22 protein-coding genes are annotated in these 15,536 nt (G+C 65.5%); 8 read left to right on the forward strand and 14 right to left on the reverse strand.

The features are described 5' to 3' along the window. Positions 1–59: 59 nt before the first annotated feature. Entirely contained in the window at positions 60–671 is a 612-nt protein-coding gene (locus tag CHB74_RS12725; protein ID WP_089219996.1) for an ankyrin repeat domain-containing protein, read from the forward strand. Between the two features lie 9 nt (positions 672–680). Here CHB74_RS12725 and CHB74_RS12730 read toward each other — a convergent pair whose 3' ends face one another. From CHB74_RS12730 to CHB74_RS12775, 10 genes are all read right to left on the reverse strand, one after another. Then, positions 681–1,166, reverse strand: coding sequence for an MmcB family DNA repair protein (locus CHB74_RS12730; RefSeq protein ID WP_089219997.1), 486 nt, complete (start codon positions 1,164–1,166; stop codon positions 681–683). A gap of 44 nt (positions 1,167–1,210) precedes the next feature. After that, positions 1,211–1,552: a DUF1491 family protein gene (locus CHB74_RS12735; RefSeq protein ID WP_089219998.1), complete on the reverse strand. Its 342-nt coding sequence runs from the start codon at positions 1,550–1,552 to the stop codon at positions 1,211–1,213. Then, a complete protein-coding gene (locus tag CHB74_RS12740; RefSeq protein WP_089219999.1) occupies positions 1,549–2,019 on the reverse strand; it encodes a PaaI family thioesterase in 471 nt (156 codons plus the stop codon). Before CHB74_RS12740 ends, CHB74_RS12735 begins: the two co-directional genes overlap by 4 nt. Beyond that, positions 2,009–2,506, reverse strand: a complete 498-nt coding sequence (locus tag CHB74_RS12745) for a PTS sugar transporter subunit IIA (RefSeq protein WP_245842889.1) — start codon at positions 2,504–2,506, stop codon at positions 2,009–2,011. Before CHB74_RS12745 ends, CHB74_RS12740 begins: the two co-directional genes overlap by 11 nt. A 31-nt stretch (positions 2,507–2,537) precedes the next feature. After that, positions 2,538–3,122 carry a ribosome hibernation-promoting factor, HPF/YfiA family gene (gene hpf, locus CHB74_RS12750; RefSeq protein WP_089220001.1) on the reverse strand — a complete coding sequence of 195 codons (585 nt, stop codon included), beginning with the start codon at positions 3,120–3,122 and terminating at the stop codon, positions 2,538–2,540. A 75-nt stretch (positions 3,123–3,197) separates the two neighbouring features. Next, entirely contained in the window at positions 3,198–3,911 is a 714-nt protein-coding gene (dnaQ, locus tag CHB74_RS12755; RefSeq protein WP_089220002.1) for a DNA polymerase III subunit epsilon, read from the reverse strand. Between the two features lie 9 nt (positions 3,912–3,920). Then, complete coding sequence (gene coaE / locus CHB74_RS12760; protein WP_089220003.1) at positions 3,921–4,517, reverse strand: dephospho-CoA kinase; 597 nt, start codon at positions 4,515–4,517, stop codon at positions 3,921–3,923. Beyond that, positions 4,514–5,380, reverse strand: a complete 867-nt coding sequence (gene aroE, locus CHB74_RS12765; protein WP_089220004.1) for a shikimate dehydrogenase — start codon at positions 5,378–5,380, stop codon at positions 4,514–4,516. Before aroE ends, coaE begins: the two co-directional genes overlap by 4 nt. Beyond that, positions 5,377–5,973, reverse strand: coding sequence for a Maf family protein (locus CHB74_RS12770; RefSeq protein WP_089220005.1), 597 nt, complete (start codon positions 5,971–5,973; stop codon positions 5,377–5,379). Before CHB74_RS12770 ends, aroE begins: the two co-directional genes overlap by 4 nt. Next, positions 5,970–6,794, reverse strand: coding sequence for a pyruvate, water dikinase regulatory protein (locus CHB74_RS12775; protein ID WP_089220006.1), 825 nt, complete (start codon positions 6,792–6,794; stop codon positions 5,970–5,972). The genes CHB74_RS12770 and CHB74_RS12775 overlap by 4 nt, the downstream gene beginning before the upstream one ends. A gap of 312 nt (positions 6,795–7,106) precedes the next feature. On the opposite strand from CHB74_RS12775, the gene hemE reads away from it, so the two are divergent. The 5 genes from hemE to CHB74_RS12800 all read left to right on the forward strand — a co-directional run bounded on the left by hemE (position 7,107) and on the right by CHB74_RS12800 (position 11,418). Further along, positions 7,107–8,168 carry a uroporphyrinogen decarboxylase gene (gene hemE / locus CHB74_RS12780; RefSeq protein ID WP_089220007.1) on the forward strand — a complete coding sequence of 354 codons (1,062 nt, stop codon included), beginning with the start codon at positions 7,107–7,109 and terminating at the stop codon, positions 8,166–8,168. Positions 8,169–8,177: 9 nt separating this feature from the next. Next, entirely contained in the window at positions 8,178–8,645 is a 468-nt protein-coding gene (locus CHB74_RS12785) for a CopD family protein (RefSeq protein ID WP_425442277.1), read from the forward strand. Positions 8,646–8,661: 16 nt separating this feature from the next. Beyond that, positions 8,662–9,186 carry a metal-dependent hydrolase gene (locus CHB74_RS12790; RefSeq protein WP_089220008.1) on the forward strand — a complete coding sequence of 175 codons (525 nt, stop codon included), beginning with the start codon at positions 8,662–8,664 and terminating at the stop codon, positions 9,184–9,186. Positions 9,187–9,362: 176 nt separating this feature from the next. After that, positions 9,363–10,619, forward strand: a complete 1,257-nt coding sequence (rho, locus tag CHB74_RS12795; protein WP_089220009.1) for a transcription termination factor Rho — start codon at positions 9,363–9,365, stop codon at positions 10,617–10,619. 127 nt (positions 10,620–10,746) lie between these two features. Beyond that, entirely contained in the window at positions 10,747–11,418 is a 672-nt protein-coding gene (locus CHB74_RS12800; protein ID WP_089220010.1) for a TerC family protein, read from the forward strand. A 37-nt stretch (positions 11,419–11,455) separates the two neighbouring features. On the opposite strand, the gene CHB74_RS12805 is transcribed toward CHB74_RS12800, so the two are convergent. From CHB74_RS12805 to CHB74_RS12820, 4 genes are read right to left on the reverse strand one after another with little or no spacing between them, the layout of a single operon-like run. After that, the gene (locus tag CHB74_RS12805) at positions 11,456–11,731 is read right to left on the reverse strand and encodes a DUF6665 family protein (RefSeq protein WP_089220011.1); all 276 of its coding nucleotides are present in this window, start codon (positions 11,729–11,731) and stop codon (positions 11,456–11,458) included. Between the two features lie 44 nt (positions 11,732–11,775). Continuing rightward, positions 11,776–12,756: a quinone oxidoreductase family protein gene (locus tag CHB74_RS12810; RefSeq protein WP_089220012.1), complete on the reverse strand. Its 981-nt coding sequence runs from the start codon at positions 12,754–12,756 to the stop codon at positions 11,776–11,778. Continuing rightward, positions 12,753–13,448 carry a dienelactone hydrolase family protein gene (locus CHB74_RS12815; RefSeq protein WP_089220013.1) on the reverse strand — a complete coding sequence of 232 codons (696 nt, stop codon included), beginning with the start codon at positions 13,446–13,448 and terminating at the stop codon, positions 12,753–12,755. The genes CHB74_RS12810 and CHB74_RS12815 overlap by 4 nt, the downstream gene beginning before the upstream one ends. A gap of 3 nt (positions 13,449–13,451) precedes the next feature. Then, on the reverse strand, positions 13,452–13,904 hold the full coding sequence (locus tag CHB74_RS12820; protein ID WP_089220014.1) for a methylated-DNA--[protein]-cysteine S-methyltransferase: 453 nt from the start codon (positions 13,902–13,904) through the stop codon (positions 13,452–13,454). Positions 13,905–13,970: 66 nt separating this feature from the next. Here CHB74_RS12820 and CHB74_RS12825 point away from each other — a divergent pair, with 66 nt between their 5' ends. Both CHB74_RS12825 and mnmE read left to right on the forward strand, forming a co-directional pair. Next, a complete protein-coding gene (locus CHB74_RS12825) occupies positions 13,971–14,204 on the forward strand; it encodes a DUF6489 family protein (RefSeq protein WP_089220015.1) in 234 nt (77 codons plus the stop codon). A gap of 10 nt (positions 14,205–14,214) precedes the next feature. Beyond that, entirely contained in the window at positions 14,215–15,501 is a 1,287-nt protein-coding gene (gene mnmE, locus CHB74_RS12830) for a tRNA uridine-5-carboxymethylaminomethyl(34) synthesis GTPase MnmE (RefSeq protein WP_089220016.1), read from the forward strand. The last annotated feature ends 35 nt before the right edge of the window (positions 15,502–15,536 follow it).

The following is a 15,536-nucleotide window of genomic DNA, read 5'->3' on the forward strand; positions in this document are numbered from 1 at the left end:
TTGCTATTGCCGCCAACGCAAGTGCGGCGCTCAGGCGTCATGAGACGGGACGATCGGATATGCGGACTTGGGGTTTTTCGGGACGGTGGATCGCGGCCGGGATCGCTCTGGTGATGGCGGCAGCGCCCGCATCGGCCCAATTTTCGGAATCCTACAAGTTTCTGAAGGCGGTGCGCGACAAGGATGGCGCCGCCGTCACCGAAGCGGTCGAGAAGCCCGGCTCGACGATGGTCAACACCAAGGATTATTCGACCGGCGAAACCGCGCTGCACATCGTCGTCAAGCGCCGCGACGCGCAATGGCTGTCCTTCCTGCTCGGCAAGGGCGCCAACCCCAATCTGCGCGACAATGAAGGCAATACGCCGATGCTGACGGCGGCGCAGCTGCGCTTCGCCGATGGCATCCAGGTGCTCGCCGATCGCCGGGGCGATGTGAACGCCACCAATGGCCGTGGCGAAACGCCGCTGATCATCGCCGTTCAGAACCGCGACGTCGCATCGGTACGCGTGCTGCTCGCCGCCGGCGCCAATGCCCGTCAGCCCGATCGCGTCACCGGCATGTCCGCCCGCGATTTCGCCGCGCAGGACAGCCGGTCGGACCTGATCCTGAAGATGATCGACGAGGCCAAGCCCGCCAAGCCCAAGGGCGCCGTGGCCGGCCCGACGCTCTAAAACCTCCGCTCAGTCCATCCCGCCTAGCCCGGGGTCGAGCGCGCCAAGCATGCGGAGCGCGCCACGCCGGGCGAAGCGCAGCGTCTCGGCCTTGCGCCGCGCGGGCGCCATCGGCCGCCGCGCCGCATCACGGATCACCGCCGCGTCATAGCGATCGGCGACGATCAGCCCCGCAATCTCGGGGCGAAAGCCCGGCTCCTCGAAGGGCGACAGATCGAAGCCCTGCGGCACCGCCCAGAAAAACCGGTCGCAATAATCGAGATATTCCGGCCATTTGCCGTCGCCACGCAGATCCGCCTTCGACACCTTGATCTCGACGATGGTGATCTGCCCGCGTGCGTCGATGGCAAACAGATCGGCGCGCCGGCCATTGTTCAACGGCACCTCGCACAAGGCATAGACATCCTGGCGGAACAGCAGCCGCGATACGCCGCGCGCCACATCGGCCGCGATCAGCGGACGATCGTCGAAACAATCCTGCGGGGGGCTCGCCATCGCCCGATGTTAGAACAAGACAGGAACGAAGGAAAGCCGATCGATCAGTCGTCGCCCGCCACCTCGTCGGCGATGCGGCGCGCCTCCGCGCCGTCCAGTTCGACCACCCACAGATCTGGGTCAAAGCGCCGCCGCTTCTCATAATATTCGAACAGCACGCCTGGTGCATTCAGGTCATCGGGGCCGGTCGTCGTCCAATGATAATGGCCCTTGGGGTCGAGCGTGCGTTCGAGCACCGCCTGAATGAACCCGCGATCGGCGATCACGATCAGCACCGCGCCGGCGGTCGCATCACCCCTGGCCAGCACCGCCGCGCTGCCGCCCGTCGCTTCCATCCGCCGGATCAGCGCGGAAACGAACAGGCCGGCCGCCAGCCGCCCGCTCACGGCAACCGATAGCCCGGCAGTTCGGCGAGCGGGATGCGCGATCGCATGAAGGTGCCGCTGCCACGCGCGGCCTCCTCGCCGTCGGCGTCGATCAGCCGCGCCTCGGCCACCAGAACGCGGCGCCGGCCGCTGATCCAACGGCCTTCGGCGATAACATCACCGCCATGGATCGGCCGGGTGAAGAACAGGTTGAACGCCGTGGTCAGCAGGAAATGCTCGCTCACCAGACTGTTCGCCGCATAAAAAGCGGCATCGTCGAGCATCTTGAAATAGCTGGTGCCATGCGCAGCGCCCGCGGCATGGTGGACGCGTTCATCGACACGGAAATGGATGCGCGCGAAACCCGGCTCCACGATTTCCAGCCGCGACGGGAATAGCTGGTTGATCGGCGCCGCCGCGTAGAGCGATTCCAGCGCGCGGAAATGCGCTTCGCCGGGCTGATCGGCGGCCGCGCTGTCAGGCGGCATTGCGCGTTTCGCTGCTGGCGAACAGCGCGTAGAGCGCGTCTTCCGAACCCGCGCCGCGCAATTTGGCAACGAACGCACGATCGCGCAGCCGGCGGCTGACCCGCGCCAGCGCCTTGAGATGTTCGACCCCGGCATCGGTGGGCGAAAGCAGCAGGAAGACCAGATCGACCGGCATGTCGTCGATCGCCGCGAAGTCGATCGGCGCCGCAAGCCGCGCGAACACGCCGACGACGCCATCGAGCCCGTCGATCTTGCCATGAGGGATCGCCACGCCGCCGCCGAAGCCGGTGGAGCCGAGCCGTTCGCGCTCCACCAGACGTTCGGTCACCAGCTTGGCGTCGACGCCGGCCAGCTTCGCGCCGGTCGTCGCCAGTTGCTGGAACAGCACCTTCTTGTTGGGAACCGCCAGCGCGGCCACCACGGCATTGGGCGTCAGCAGATCGCTGAGGTCGTCCGGCGCCCGCGCCGTGGTGGCGGCTGCATTCACTTCATCATTCACTGTCCGCTCGGGTTCCCATTCAGGCCGCGCGCTGGGGTTCCACCCAGCCGATTGTTCCGTCGTTGCGGCGATAGACCATATTGTACGCACCCGTGCCGCTGTTGCGGAACAGAAGGGCGCCGGTGTTGCGCAGATCCAACATCATCACCGCATCCGAAACCGTCGCTTCGGGCACGTCGACGCGGGTTTCGGCGATGATCACCGGATTGTCCGCCGTCGGCATGTCCTCCACCTCGGCGGTGCCGCCGAAAACGGTGTAGCCGGCATCGATCTTGGCGCCGTTCACCGCGCCCGAACCGGCGCTATGCCGGTCCTTCAGGCGGTTCATATAGCGGCGAAGCTGCGTTTCGATGCGATCGGCAGCGAGGTCGAAGGCGGGGTGCGCTTCCATCGCATTGGCCGAACCCTTGAGGATCACGCCCTGCATCACATGGGCGACGATATCACATGAAAAACCGTTGTCGTGCGGTCCCTTGCCAAAGGTCACTTGGGCAGAAAGGCTTCGCGAAAAATACTTGTCGGCGATGCCCTGCAGCCGTTCGTCGACATGCGCACGCAGCGCATCGCCGGTATCGACCTGATGACCCGAAACGCGGATTTCCATGGCTTCACCTCCGATAATTGTGCGACCGCACCAGGGTCGGAGCGGCCGCGGCCTTAGGCCCGGTCAGGTGCCCGGTCAACCGGGCGGCCCTGCACTTTCCCATATGGGGTCGACCAGCTTGGAGACAAATGCCTGATGGCGCAGAATTTCCTCCGCGCTGGCCGTGTGCGGCCGCGGGGGCCGCACCGGGCGGGCTGCGGACCGTTCCTGGGACGGAACGGACCGCGCGTCCGACGACAGGATCGCCGCCGGTTCGCTTCTGAGCGACAGGCCGATCTGCCTGCCGCCGGTGAGTTCGACATAGAGTTGCGCGAGCAATTGGGCGTCGAGCAACGCGCCATGCTTGACGCGATGGCTGCGATCGATGCCGTAGCGCGAACACAACGCATCGAGCGAATGCTTGGCGCCGGGATGCTTCTGCCGCGCGATTGCCAGCGTATCGACCATGCGGGCGAGGTTGATGCCATCGCGTCCGCACAGCACCAGTTCGGCATTGAGGAAGGTGAAGTCGAAGCTGGCATTGTGCGCGACCAGCGGCGCATCGCCGACGAAATCGAGCAGATCGGCCACGCCATCGGCGAAAAAGGGCTTGTCCGACAGGAAGATGCTGGAAAGCCCGTGCACCGCCTCGGCCTCGCTCGGCATCGATCGGTTGGGGTTGAAATATGCGTGGAAAGTACGGCCCGTCTCGACCCGATTGATCAGTTCGACGCAGCCGATTTCCACGAGGCGGTGGCCGTCAGCGGGGCTGAGGCCAGTGGTTTCGGTATCGAAGACGATCTCACGCATTTGAGTCGTTTATCGGCCTCCCGGGCGGGTTAGGCAAGCGATGACATGCCGAACCTGCGCGCGCGTCGTGACAAGCGAACCGCCGGTATCGATCACGAAATCGGCGCGGCGCCGCTTTTCGGGATCAGGTGTCTGAAGTGACAGGATATGTGTCAGCCGCGCCTGGGTCATGCCGGGGCGGCGCAGCACGCGGCGGCGCTGCACCCAGGCCGGCGCCGATACCACCACGATGGCATCCACTTTCCGCCAGCCACCCTTTTCGAACAGCAATGGTATGTCGAGCACGACAAGCGGCCGGGCGCGATGGCGGCGCAGGAAGCGATCCCGCACCCGGTTGAGCGCCGGATACATCACCCGTTCCAGCCGCGCGAGCGCCACGTCATCGCCCCACACGGCCTGACGCAACGCCGCGCGATCGACCCCGCCTTCCACGCTGGTCGTCCCGGGGTGGAGCGCCTCGATCGCCGGCAGCAGCGGGCTGCCCGGCCCCTGCAGGCGATGGACCTCGGCATCGGCATCGAACACCGGAACCCCCTCGGCACGGAACATCGCCGCGACGGTAGATTTGCCCATGCCGATCGAACCGGTCAGCCCCAGCAATTTCATGCGGTCAGCAACGCGCGCAGTTCGGCATCATGTTCGCGCGGCGCCGGCTGGCCGAAGAACAGGCGGAACGCCTCGGCCGCCTGGCCGATCAGCATGTCGAGCCCGTCGACGCCGACATGGCCGCGCGCGCGGCCTTCGGCCAGCAACGCGGTTTCCAGCGGCGCGTAAACGATATCGTAGATCAGCGCGCCGGGCGGAACATGGCTGAAATCGAAGGGGAGGGGGGGCTGGCCGGTCATGCCCAGCGGCGTCGTGTTGACGACGATATCCAACATGCTCTCGCGATCGTCGAAGGCGAAATCGGTGGCATCGGCGAAATGATCGAGCGTCGCGACATGGGTGTCGACCCCGTCGATCTCGGCGGCCAGCGCCTCGGCCTGCTCGATCCGGCGCGCCGCAATCACCAGCGTGAAGCCATGGCCGGCCAGCGCATGGGCCACCGCCTTGGCCGCGCCGCCCGCGCCAAGGATGCGCGCCATGCGATAAAGATGTCGCTCGGCCAGCAGGTGGCGCAGCGGCTCCAGAAAACCGGCCGCATCGGTATTGTGCCCCACCAGCCCCTCGGGCGTCACAACCACGGTGTTGACCGCGCCGATCCGCGCGGCGACCGGATCGATCCGATCGAGGAAAGGGATCACCGCCTGCTTGTGCGGCACGGTGACATTGCAACCCCGCCAGCCGGGGCGATCGCGCCGATCGGCAAAGAAGGCGCCGAGATCCTCGCCCGCCACGCGCGTCTTTTCATACAGCCCGTCCATGCCGAGCTTGGCCAGCCAGAAGCCGTGGATCAGTGGCGATTTGGAATGGGCGATCGGATCGCCGATCACCTCCGCCTTGGGCAGAACGGCATTGGGCAGGCTCATGATCCCAGCACTCCGCGAACGCGCAGATAATCGAGCAACGGCAACAAGGGCAGCCCGAGGATGGTGAAATGGCTTCCCTCGATCCGCGCGAACAGCTGCGCGCCCAATCCTTCGAGGCGATAGGCGCCGACGCAACCGCCGATGGCCGGCCATTCCTGATCGAGATACGCATCGAGCCAGGCATCGGAAAAGTTACGCATGGTCAGCCGCGCCACATCGACATGCCGCCAGATCGGCTCGCCACCCAGGCAGATCACCGCCGCGCTGGTCAGCTTGTGGGTCGTGCCGCGCAGGCCCTGCAATTGCCGGGCGGCATCGTCGCGGCTCGCCGGCTTGTCGAGCATCGCGCCATCGGCCATCGCCAGCGTCTGATCGCAACCGAGCACGAGATCCTGCGGAAAACGCCGCGACAGCTTGATCGCCTTCAATTCGGCAAGCGCGTCCGCCATCCGCCGCGCATCATTGCCGTCCGCCTTCAGCGCCGCCTTGGCCGCATCCTCGTCCACCCCCGGCGCCATGGCGTCATGCGGCACCCCGGCATCGTTGAGCATTGCGCGGCGCGCGGCCGATTGCGAGGCAAGGATCAGCCTCATTCGCCATTCTCCGGCTTGCGGCGTTCATTGACCAGATTGATGATCGCGGCCGCCGTTTCCTCGATCGAACGGCGGGTGACATCGATCACCGGCCAGCCATTGTCCGAAAAGATGCGGCGCGCAAAGGCCAGCTCGGCCGACACCGCTTCCTGATCGACATAGTCGGTCTCCGGCGCCTGGTTGAGAGAAAGCAGCCGGTTGCGCCGCACCTGGACAAGCCGGTCGGGGCTGGTGGTCAGCCCCACGACGATCGGCCGCTTGAGCTGGAACAGCGACGGCGGCGGCGGCGATTGCGGGACGAGCGGGATGTTGGCGACCTTATAGCCGCGATTGGCGAGGTAGATCGACGTCGGCGTCTTCGACGTGCGCGACACGCCGGCCAGCACGACATCCGAATCCTCCCAATCCTCCGCGCCGATGCCGTCGTCATGCGCGATGGTGAACTGGATCGCCTCGACGCGGGCAAAATAGGCCGCATCAAGGATATGCTGCCGCCCGGGCCGTTCCATCGCCGTCTGGCCGAGCACGCGCGACAAGGCGTCGATCACCGGGTCGAGCGCAGACACGGTGGGCAGGCCAAGCGCGTGGCAGCGCGTTTCCAGCCGCTGGCGGATCTCGTGATTGACCAGCGTGAAGATCACCAGCCCCGGCCGCTGCGCGATTTCGACAAGCACGCGATCGAGATGGCCTTCGGAGCGGACCATCGGCCAGAAATGCTTGATCGTCTCCACCCCGTCGAACTGGGCGAGGCCGGCCTTGGCGATATTCTCCAGCGTCTCGCCGGTGGAATCGGACAGCAAATGGAGATGCAGCCGGATCATCGCCCCTCCCGGGCCGTCATGGGCATAGCCCTGTGGAAAACCATGGGGATCGCGCTAGCGTGAAGCTGGGCATGGATTCAAGCCAAGGATTCCACCCCCGCCATTCTGACTCGGTTCAGCGATTCCTCCACAACAGGGGTGCGCCGAATCCCGGTCTGTGGATAACGGGGAGCGATTCAACGACTCTGTGGAGTCAGCGGCCGACTCATCGAGTCAAGCTGTTGGCTGAATCGGGGCCGGAAAGTTACCCCCAGTTTCCCACGGTCCTACAATCTTCTACAGAATCTCTAAGATTCTAAAGATTGGATAGTTATGGGGTTCGAATCCGGCACGTCGCCGAACGCCGAAGCGTCGCTAAACCGCCCTCTTTTGAGCGTTCTGCGCGGGGAAAGGCGCGATCCGCCGCCCGTCTGGCTCATGCGTCAGGCCGGGCGCTACCTGCCCGAATATCGTGCGCTCCGGGCCGAAAAGGGCGGTTTCCTCGAACTCGTCCACGATAGCGAAGCGGCCGCCGAGGTGACTCTCCAGCCGATCCGTCGCTTCGGTTTCGATGGCGCGATCCTGTTTTCCGACATCCTCGTCATCCCCCACGCGCTCGGCCAGGATCTCTGGTTCGAAACGGGCGAGGGGCCACGTCTCGCCCCACGCCTCGTCGATCATCTGCTCGCCAATCTCACCGCTGCGCCCGAGCGGTTGGCGCCTGTGTATGAAACGGTGCGTCTGGTCCGCGCCCAGCTGCCGGCGGAAACCACTTTGCTCGGTTTCGCGGGTTCGCCATGGACGGTTGCGACCTACATGGTGGCGGGGCAGGGCAGCCGCGAACAGGCCGAGGCGCGCCGCATGGCCTATCGCGATCCGGCAGCCTTTCAGGCGATCATCGATGCGATCGTTGCCGCTACGGTGGATTATCTCGCCGGCCAGATCGAGGCCGGTGTCGATGCGATCCAACTTTTCGACAGCTGGGCCGGCAGTCTCTCGCCCGCGCAGTTCGAACGCTGGGTGATCGCGCCCACCGTCACGATCGTCGAAACGCTCCGCGCCCGTTATCCGTCGACGCCGATCATCGGCTTTCCGAAGGGGGCGGGTGGCAAGTTGCCGGCTTATGCCCGCGAAACCCGCGTCGATGCGCTTGGCCTTGATGAAACGGTCGATCCGCGCTGGGCCGATGCCAGCCTGCCGGAAGGGCTGCCGGTGCAGGGCAATCTCGACCCGCTGGCGCTGATCACCGGCGGCGAGGCGCTCGACCAGGCGGTCGCCGCGATCCGCGCGGCCTTCCCCACCCGGCCGCATGTCTTCAACCTCGGCCATGGCATTTTGCCCGATGCGCCGATCGCGCATGTGGAACGCTTGCTCCAACTGTTACGGGCACGCTAGAGCTAGGCCATGGACCTCGCCATCGCGTTCCCCGGCATCGGTTTTCTCGGCGCAGCCTACCCTTGGGTGAAGGCGGCCCATATCATCTTCGTGATCTTCTGGATGGCGGGCCTGTTCATGCTGCCGCGCTTTCTGGTTTATCACCAGCCGGTGCCGCCGGGCTCGGCCGAAGACCGGCTGTGGATCGACCGGGAAAACCGGTTGAGGAAGATCATCATCAACCCGGCGATGATCATCGTATGGGTGATCGGGCTGGTGCTGGCGGTGAATGTCGGTGCGTTCCAGGAAGGCTGGTTCCACGCCAAGCTTGCCGCCGTTCTCGGGCTGTCGGCTTATCATGGTTGGGCGGTGGGCTATGCCAAGAAGATGGCCAGGGGCTTCCGCCCGGTGAGCGACAAGCCGCTCAGGATGATGAACGAGATCCCCGGCATCGCCACCGCGATCATCGTCATCCTGGTGATCGTGCGGCCCTTCTAGGCCAAGCCACAAGCCCATGCCGACGATCATGGCGCACGCCTTGCTGCCGTTGGCGCTTGGCATCGGCCTTGGCCGCAAGGTCGTCGCGCCACGGCTGCTGATCGCCGGCGCTGCTGCCGCGATGCTGCCCGATGCCGATGTCGCTGCGTTCGCGCTCGGCATTCCCTATGCCGATGCCTTCGGGCATCGCGGGGCGAGCCATGCGCTGGCCAGTGCCTGTATCATCGGTTTGGGCGGTGCCGTTCTCGCGCGCTGGTTCGGCGCAACGCGGCTCCGCTCTTTCCTTTTCCTCTTTTCCGCCGCTGCGTCGCATGGGCTGCTCGATATGCTCACCGATGGCGGGCTTGGCGTGGCTTTGCTCTGGCCCTGGTCCGATGCGCGCTATTTCGCGCCTTTCCGTCCGATCGCGGTATCGCCGATCGGGGTGGATTTCCTGTCGCTGCGGGGCCTTGCCGTGCTGGCGTCGGAATTTCTGTGGATCGGATTGCCGTGTCTCGTCGTTCTGCTCGCATGCCGATTTCGACGCGGATCCACCGCCTGAACCGCCGCGCCCGGGCGTTGCTAAATCCGCTGACTCGGGGTTTTCCCGCGCTTGACTTGAATCTCCGCCTTGCTTAACCGCCCGAAACAGAGGTCCACCGTCCGTGTTGGGCCTATTTCCTGATCATTATCGCCCATTTTGCGCGTTTTCCGTCGCTTCCTGCCCAGGAACCAGTGATGCACCTCAAGGACCTGAAGAAAAAATCGCCCGCCGAACTCGTGGCCATGGCCGAGGAACTCGGTGTCGAGGGCGCATCGACGCTGCGCAAGCAGGATCTGATGTTCGCGATCCTCAAGGTGCAGGCCGAAAATGGCGAGCAGATCATGGGCCTCGGCACGATCGAGGTGCTGCCCGACGGCTTCGGCTTCCTGCGCAGTCCCGAAGCGAACTATCTCGCCGGCCCGGACGATATCTACATCTCGCCCAACCAGGTTCGGAAGTTTGGCCTGCGCACGGGCGATACCGTGGAAGGCGAAATCCGCGGGCCCAAGGATGGCGAGCGTTATTTCGCGCTGACCCGGCTGGTCTCGGTCAATTTCGATGATCCCGATGTTGTTCGCCATCGGGTCAATTTCGACAACCTCACGCCGCTTTATCCCGAGCAGAAGCTGACGCTGGATCCGCAGGATCCGACGATCAAGGACAAGTCGGCCCGCGTGATCGACATCATCGCGCCGCAGGGCAAGGGCCAGCGCGCGCTGATCGTGGCGCCGCCGCGCGTCGGCAAGACGGTGCTCCTCCAGAACATCGCCAAGGCGATCACCGACAACCATCCGGAAGTCTTCCTGATCGTCTTGCTGATCGACGAGCGGCCCGAGGAAGTGACCGACATGCAGCGTTCGGTGAAGGGCGAGGTGATTTCCTCCACCTTCGACGAACCCGCGCAGCGCCACGTCCAGGTCGCCGAAATGGTGATCGAAAAGGCCAAGCGCCTGGTCGAGCACAAGAAGGATGTCGTCATCCTGCTCGATTCGATCACGCGTCTCGGCCGCGCCTACAACACCGTCGTTCCTTCGTCGGGCAAGGTGCTGACCGGCGGTGTCGATGCCAATGCGCTGCAGCGCCCGAAGCGTTTCTTCGGTGCCGCCCGCAATATCGAGGAAGGCGGCTCGCTCTCGATCATCGCCACCGCGCTGATCGATACCGGCAGCCGCATGGACGAAGTGATCTTCGAAGAGTTCAAGGGCACTGGTAACTCGGAAATCGTCCTCGATCGCAAGGTCGCCGACAAGCGCATCTTCCCGGCGATGGATGTCGGCAAGTCCGGCACCCGCAAGGAAGAGCTGCTGGTCGACAAGGCCAAGCTGTCGAAGATGTGGGTGCTGCGCCGCATCCTCATGCAGATGGGCACCATCGACGCGATGGAGTTCCTGCTCGACAAGATGAAGGATTCGAAGACCAACGAGGATTTCTTCGATTCGATGAACCAGTAAGCCCGCCGGCGGTTGATCCGCCACGGGCCCGCCCGCAGGGGCGGCTTCTGCAACCTAATATGTCTGGCGCGCCATGGCGGAGGATCGCTGTGGCGCGTCCGCTTTGGAATCCGCTAAAAGGCCGCTGATGCTCGAGCTCTGGCACCATATCGTCAACGACTTCTCCAATATCGGGTCGCCCTCGGCGCTCGCCGCGTTCGGCCAGGTGTTGATGATCGATATCATGCTGGCCGGCGACAATGCGATCGTCGTCGGCGCACTTGCTGCGGGCCTGCCCGCCGATCAGCGCCGCAAGGTCATCATGATCGGCATCGTCGCCGCTCTGGTGCTGCGGATCGCCTTCGCCTTGGTCGTCACCCAGCTCATGCAGATCGTCGGCCTGATCTTCGCCGGCGGCCTGCTGCTCTTGTGGGTGTCGTGGAAAATGTATCGCGAGCTGCATCCGGCCGGCGGCAGCCCCGGTTCGCCCGAAATCTATGGCGACGAGGCGTCGGGCGTGAACCCGGCCAAGAGTTTCGCCGGCGCGGCCTGGGCGGTTGCGGTGGCCGATGTCAGCATGAGCCTCGATAATGTGCTGGCGGTGGCCGGTGCCGCGCGCGAGCATCCCGGCATCCTGATTGTCGGGCTGGTGCTTTCGGTGGCCCTGATGGGCGTCGCGGCGAACTTCATCGCCAAATATATCGAGCGTTACCGCTGGATCGCTTATGTCGGCCTCGTCGTGATCCTCTATGTCGCGGTCAAGATGATCTATGACGGCTGGGTCGATCCCTCCGTCGGCGTGATGCACATCTTCAACTGATATGGCTGGGCGCCGTCCTGTCGGGCGGCGTCTCCCATCATTCCGGTCTCGGGATCGCGCCGATACGCGCGATCACCTCGCCCGGCACCTGATAATCGCGAAACACGGCGCGCTCGTCGCGCAGCCCGCAACTCTCCCGCTGGATGAGCAAGGCGTGGACGGCATCCGCCGCGCGCTGCGCCACGCGCGATCGGTCCGCGCTCTGCGGCAGCGCGCGCAGCGCCGCCAGGCTTTCCGCCACAACCTTGCCTGCGCGGCCGAGCGAGGCCGCTTTCTCGCCGGCGATCTCGCGTTCGATGCCGGTTTCGCGCATGTGGGCCTATGGGCACTGCAGCGGGAGAGGGGGCCTGCGCCGCATCACGGGATCAGGATCGTCGATCCCGTCGTCGCCCGGGCCTCGAGCGCGCGATGCGCTTCGGCGGCGTCGCTCAGCGCGAAACGCTGGCCGATATCGGCATGGATGGTGCCATCGGCGATCAGGGCGAACAGCCGCTCGCCCGCCGTTTTGCGATCGGCTTCCTCTTCCAGATAGTCGAACATCGTCGGCCGGGTCAGAAAGATCGAACCCGCGCGCAGCAGGTCCAGCGGCGAGATCGGCGGCACCGGGCCAGAGGCATTGCCATAAGTGACGAGGATGCCGCGCTTGGCGACGCTGGCAAGCGACGCTGCCCAGCTATCCGCTCCGACCCCGTCGAGCACGGCGTCCACGCCCCGCCCGCTGGTCAGGTCACGCACTTTGGCTGACAGCTCGGTGAATGGCACACATAGCGCGTGGTCGGCGCCGGCGGCGCGGGCGCGTTCGGCCTTGGCGGCGTTGCCGGCATGGGCGATCACCGTCGCGCCGATCGATTTGAGCCAGGGGACGAGGATCGATCCGACACCGCCGGCGGCGGCGTGGACGAGCACCGACTGGCCGGGCGTGATGCGTGCCACGCGTTCGATGAGCATCCAGGCAGTCAGCCCCTTCAGCAGCATGGCGGCGGCGGCATCGCTGCCGATGGCGTCGGGCAGGGGGTAGAGCCGGTCGACGCTGGCCAGCCCGTGGGTGGCATAGGTGCCGGGCGTCTTGGCGGTATAGGCGACGCGGCGGCCGATCCACGCCGGATCGCAGGCCGCACCCACCGCATCGATCGTTCCCGCCGCCTCCGTGCCGAGTCCAGCGGGGAGGGGCAGGGGATAGAGCCCGCTGCGATGATAGGTATCGATGAAATTGACGCCGATGGCGTCATGGCGGATCCGCACCTCATCTGCGCCGGGGGTGGGGAGCGCGATATCCTCGCGCTCCATCGCCTCGGGTCCGCCGGTTGCGCGGATGACGATCCGCCACGCTTTGCTCATGCCAGATGCTCGGCAAAGAAGGCCGATGTCCGCGAATCGGCGAGCTCGGCTGCGTCATCCACCCGGCGCTTGCCGAACTGGGTCGCGAAACCATGATCGAGGCCGACATAATCATGCAGCGTCACGCGTGGATGGCTGTCGAGCCCCTCGTGCATCCGCTTCTGCACCTCGGGGGGAACGAAGCCGTCGACGGTCGGGATGTGGAGCATCAGCGGCCGGGCGATCGCGTGGCTTTCATTGAGCAGCCCGTCGATGCCGACGCCATAATAGCCGACGCTGGCGTCGATATCGGTGCGCGTGGCGGTCATATAGGCCAGTCGACCACCCAGGCAGTAACCGACGCAGCCGACCTTGCCGCCATCGACCCGCGCGCGCGTCGCCTTGATCGTCGCCTCGATATCCTCGATCCCCTTTTGCTGGTCGAACTTGGGGAAAAGGTCGAGCGCCTGCTGCAACTGGGTGTCGGGATCGAGCTCGATGCCCGGTTCGAGCCGCCAGAACAGATCGGGCGCGACCGCCAGATAGCCCTGCCTGGCCAGTTCGTCGGCCTTGTCGCGAATGCCGGCATTGATACCGAACACTTCCTGGATCACGATCACCGCCGCCCTGGCGTTGCCGCCGGCGGGTTCGGCCAGATAGGCGTTGAAGCTGCCGCTGCCGTCCAGCGCGTCGATCGAAATGGTCGTTCCCATGTTTCAGCCCTTCCTTTGTTCGCGCTGCAGCAGCCACAGCTTGGTCGTGATCCCTTCGCCGCCGGTATAATGGCCGATGACGCCACCCGCGCCGAGCACGCGGTGGCAGGGGATGATGATTGGCATCGGATTGCGGCGGCATGCCTGCCCGATTGCCCGGGGCGAGGAGGATATGCGCCGCGCCAGCTCGCCATAACTGGCTGTTTCACCGTAAGGAATGGCGCAAATCGCGGCGCTATGATCTTCACCACGTGGAGATTTCAGGGGTGCCAGCGGCAGATCGAAATCGACTAGCCGTCCTTCGAACCAGGCGGCCAGCTGGGCGATCGCTTCGCGCAACAGCGGCGTCGGTGCATCGGCCAGATCGCTGGCGCCGATACGCACGCCAGTCAGCAACTTGTCGTCCGCCGATACAAGAATCGGTCCGATCGGGCTCTGAAGCGTAGCATGCGACATGGACCGTTCTCCCCGGACGCTTTACCAGCAGGAACAGCGCTCGCTCAAGCAGGGGAGACGGTGGAAATGAAGATCAGCGTCGATGTCGATTGCACGCCGGAAGAAGCCCGCAGATTTCTCGGTCTGCCCGATCTGACCAGCGTCCACGAACTTTACCTCGAAAAGATGCGCCGCACGATCGAAGACGGCATCACGCCGGACAGCATCGCCACGCTCATGCAGAGCTGGGCGCCGATGGGCGAGGCGGGGATGAACATGTGGCGCCAGATCTTCGATCAGATGAGCGGCACCAAGAAATGACGCCCTGCCCGTGACCGATCGGCGCGACGATACGATCTTCGCCCTGTCCAGCGGCGCGCCGCCGGCGGCGATCGGCATCATCCGGATCAGCGGCCCGGCCGCCGCTGCCGCGTTGGCGGCCATGGCCGGTGGCTTGCCCCGGCCACGCCAGGCGGCCTTGCGCTGGCTGGTCGATCCTGCGGATGGGGCGCGGCTCGATCACGCGCTCGCTTTATGGTTTCCTGGCCCGGGCACGGCCACGGGCGAGGATCTGGCTGAGCTTCATGTGCATGGCGGCCGCGCGGTGATCGATCGCGTTCTCGGCGCCTTGAGCGGGATGGCTGGATTGCGCGCCGCCCGTGCTGGCGAGTTCACCCGCCGGGCCTTCGCCAATGGTGCGATCGATCTTGCGGAGGCCGAAGGGCTGGCCGATCTGCTCGCCGCCGAAACGGAGGCCCAACGGCGCAATGCACTCGCGTTGATGGGTGGCGTGCTCAGTCAGAAGGTCGATGCCTGGCAGCACCGCATCCTTGAGGCTTCGGCGCGGATCGAGGCCATTCTCGATTTTGGCGACGAGGATGATGTCGAGGGCGACGATGCCCGCCCGCGCGCGATCGCCGACGAGGTCGCGGTTGAGATCGCCGAACTGCTCGCCGCGCCTCCGGCGGAACGGTTGCGCGACGGCGTTCGTGTCGTGCTGGCCGGGCCGCCCAATGCCGGCAAGTCGACCTTGTTCAACGCGCTTGCCGGGCGCGACGCGGCGATCGTCACCGATATTCCCGGCACGACCCGCGATGTGCTCGAAGCGCCCGTGGCGCTCGATGGCTGGCCGCTGTTGCTGATCGATACCGCGGGCCTGCGCGACGGCGACGATCCGGTCGAACGTATCGGCATTGCCCGCGCGTCGCGCGCGGTCGAGGAAGCGGACATCCTGTTGTGGCTTGGTCGCCCCGAGGACGCGCCTGATCTGCCTGCGACCCTACGTGTCGCCGCGCGCTGCGATGTCGCGGTCCCGGGCGCTGACACCGACATTGCGGTGTCGGCGGTGACGGGGCAGGGGATGGGTGATCTTCGCCGGGCGATTGCCGAGCGCGCGGCACGCTTGCTGCCGCGCGAGTCCGAAATCGCGCTCAACCTTCGTCAGCGTGACGCGCTGGTCGATGCGCTCGATGGTCTGCGGCTGGGGAAGGGGCAGGAGGCGCTGCTCTTCGCCGAAGGCCTCCGAATCGCGCGCGCTGCGCTGGACCGCGTGACGGGCCGGGCCGGGATCGAGGATATGCTCGACGGCCTTTTCGGACGATTCTGCATCGGCAAATGATGTTCCACGTGAAACATCTTTGACTTGATCGCCCG

The organism is Edaphosphingomonas laterariae (genome assembly GCF_900188165.1).
In the GTDB taxonomy this organism is placed as follows: Bacteria; Pseudomonadota; Alphaproteobacteria; order Sphingomonadales; family Sphingomonadaceae; genus Sphingomonas_E; species Sphingomonas_E laterariae.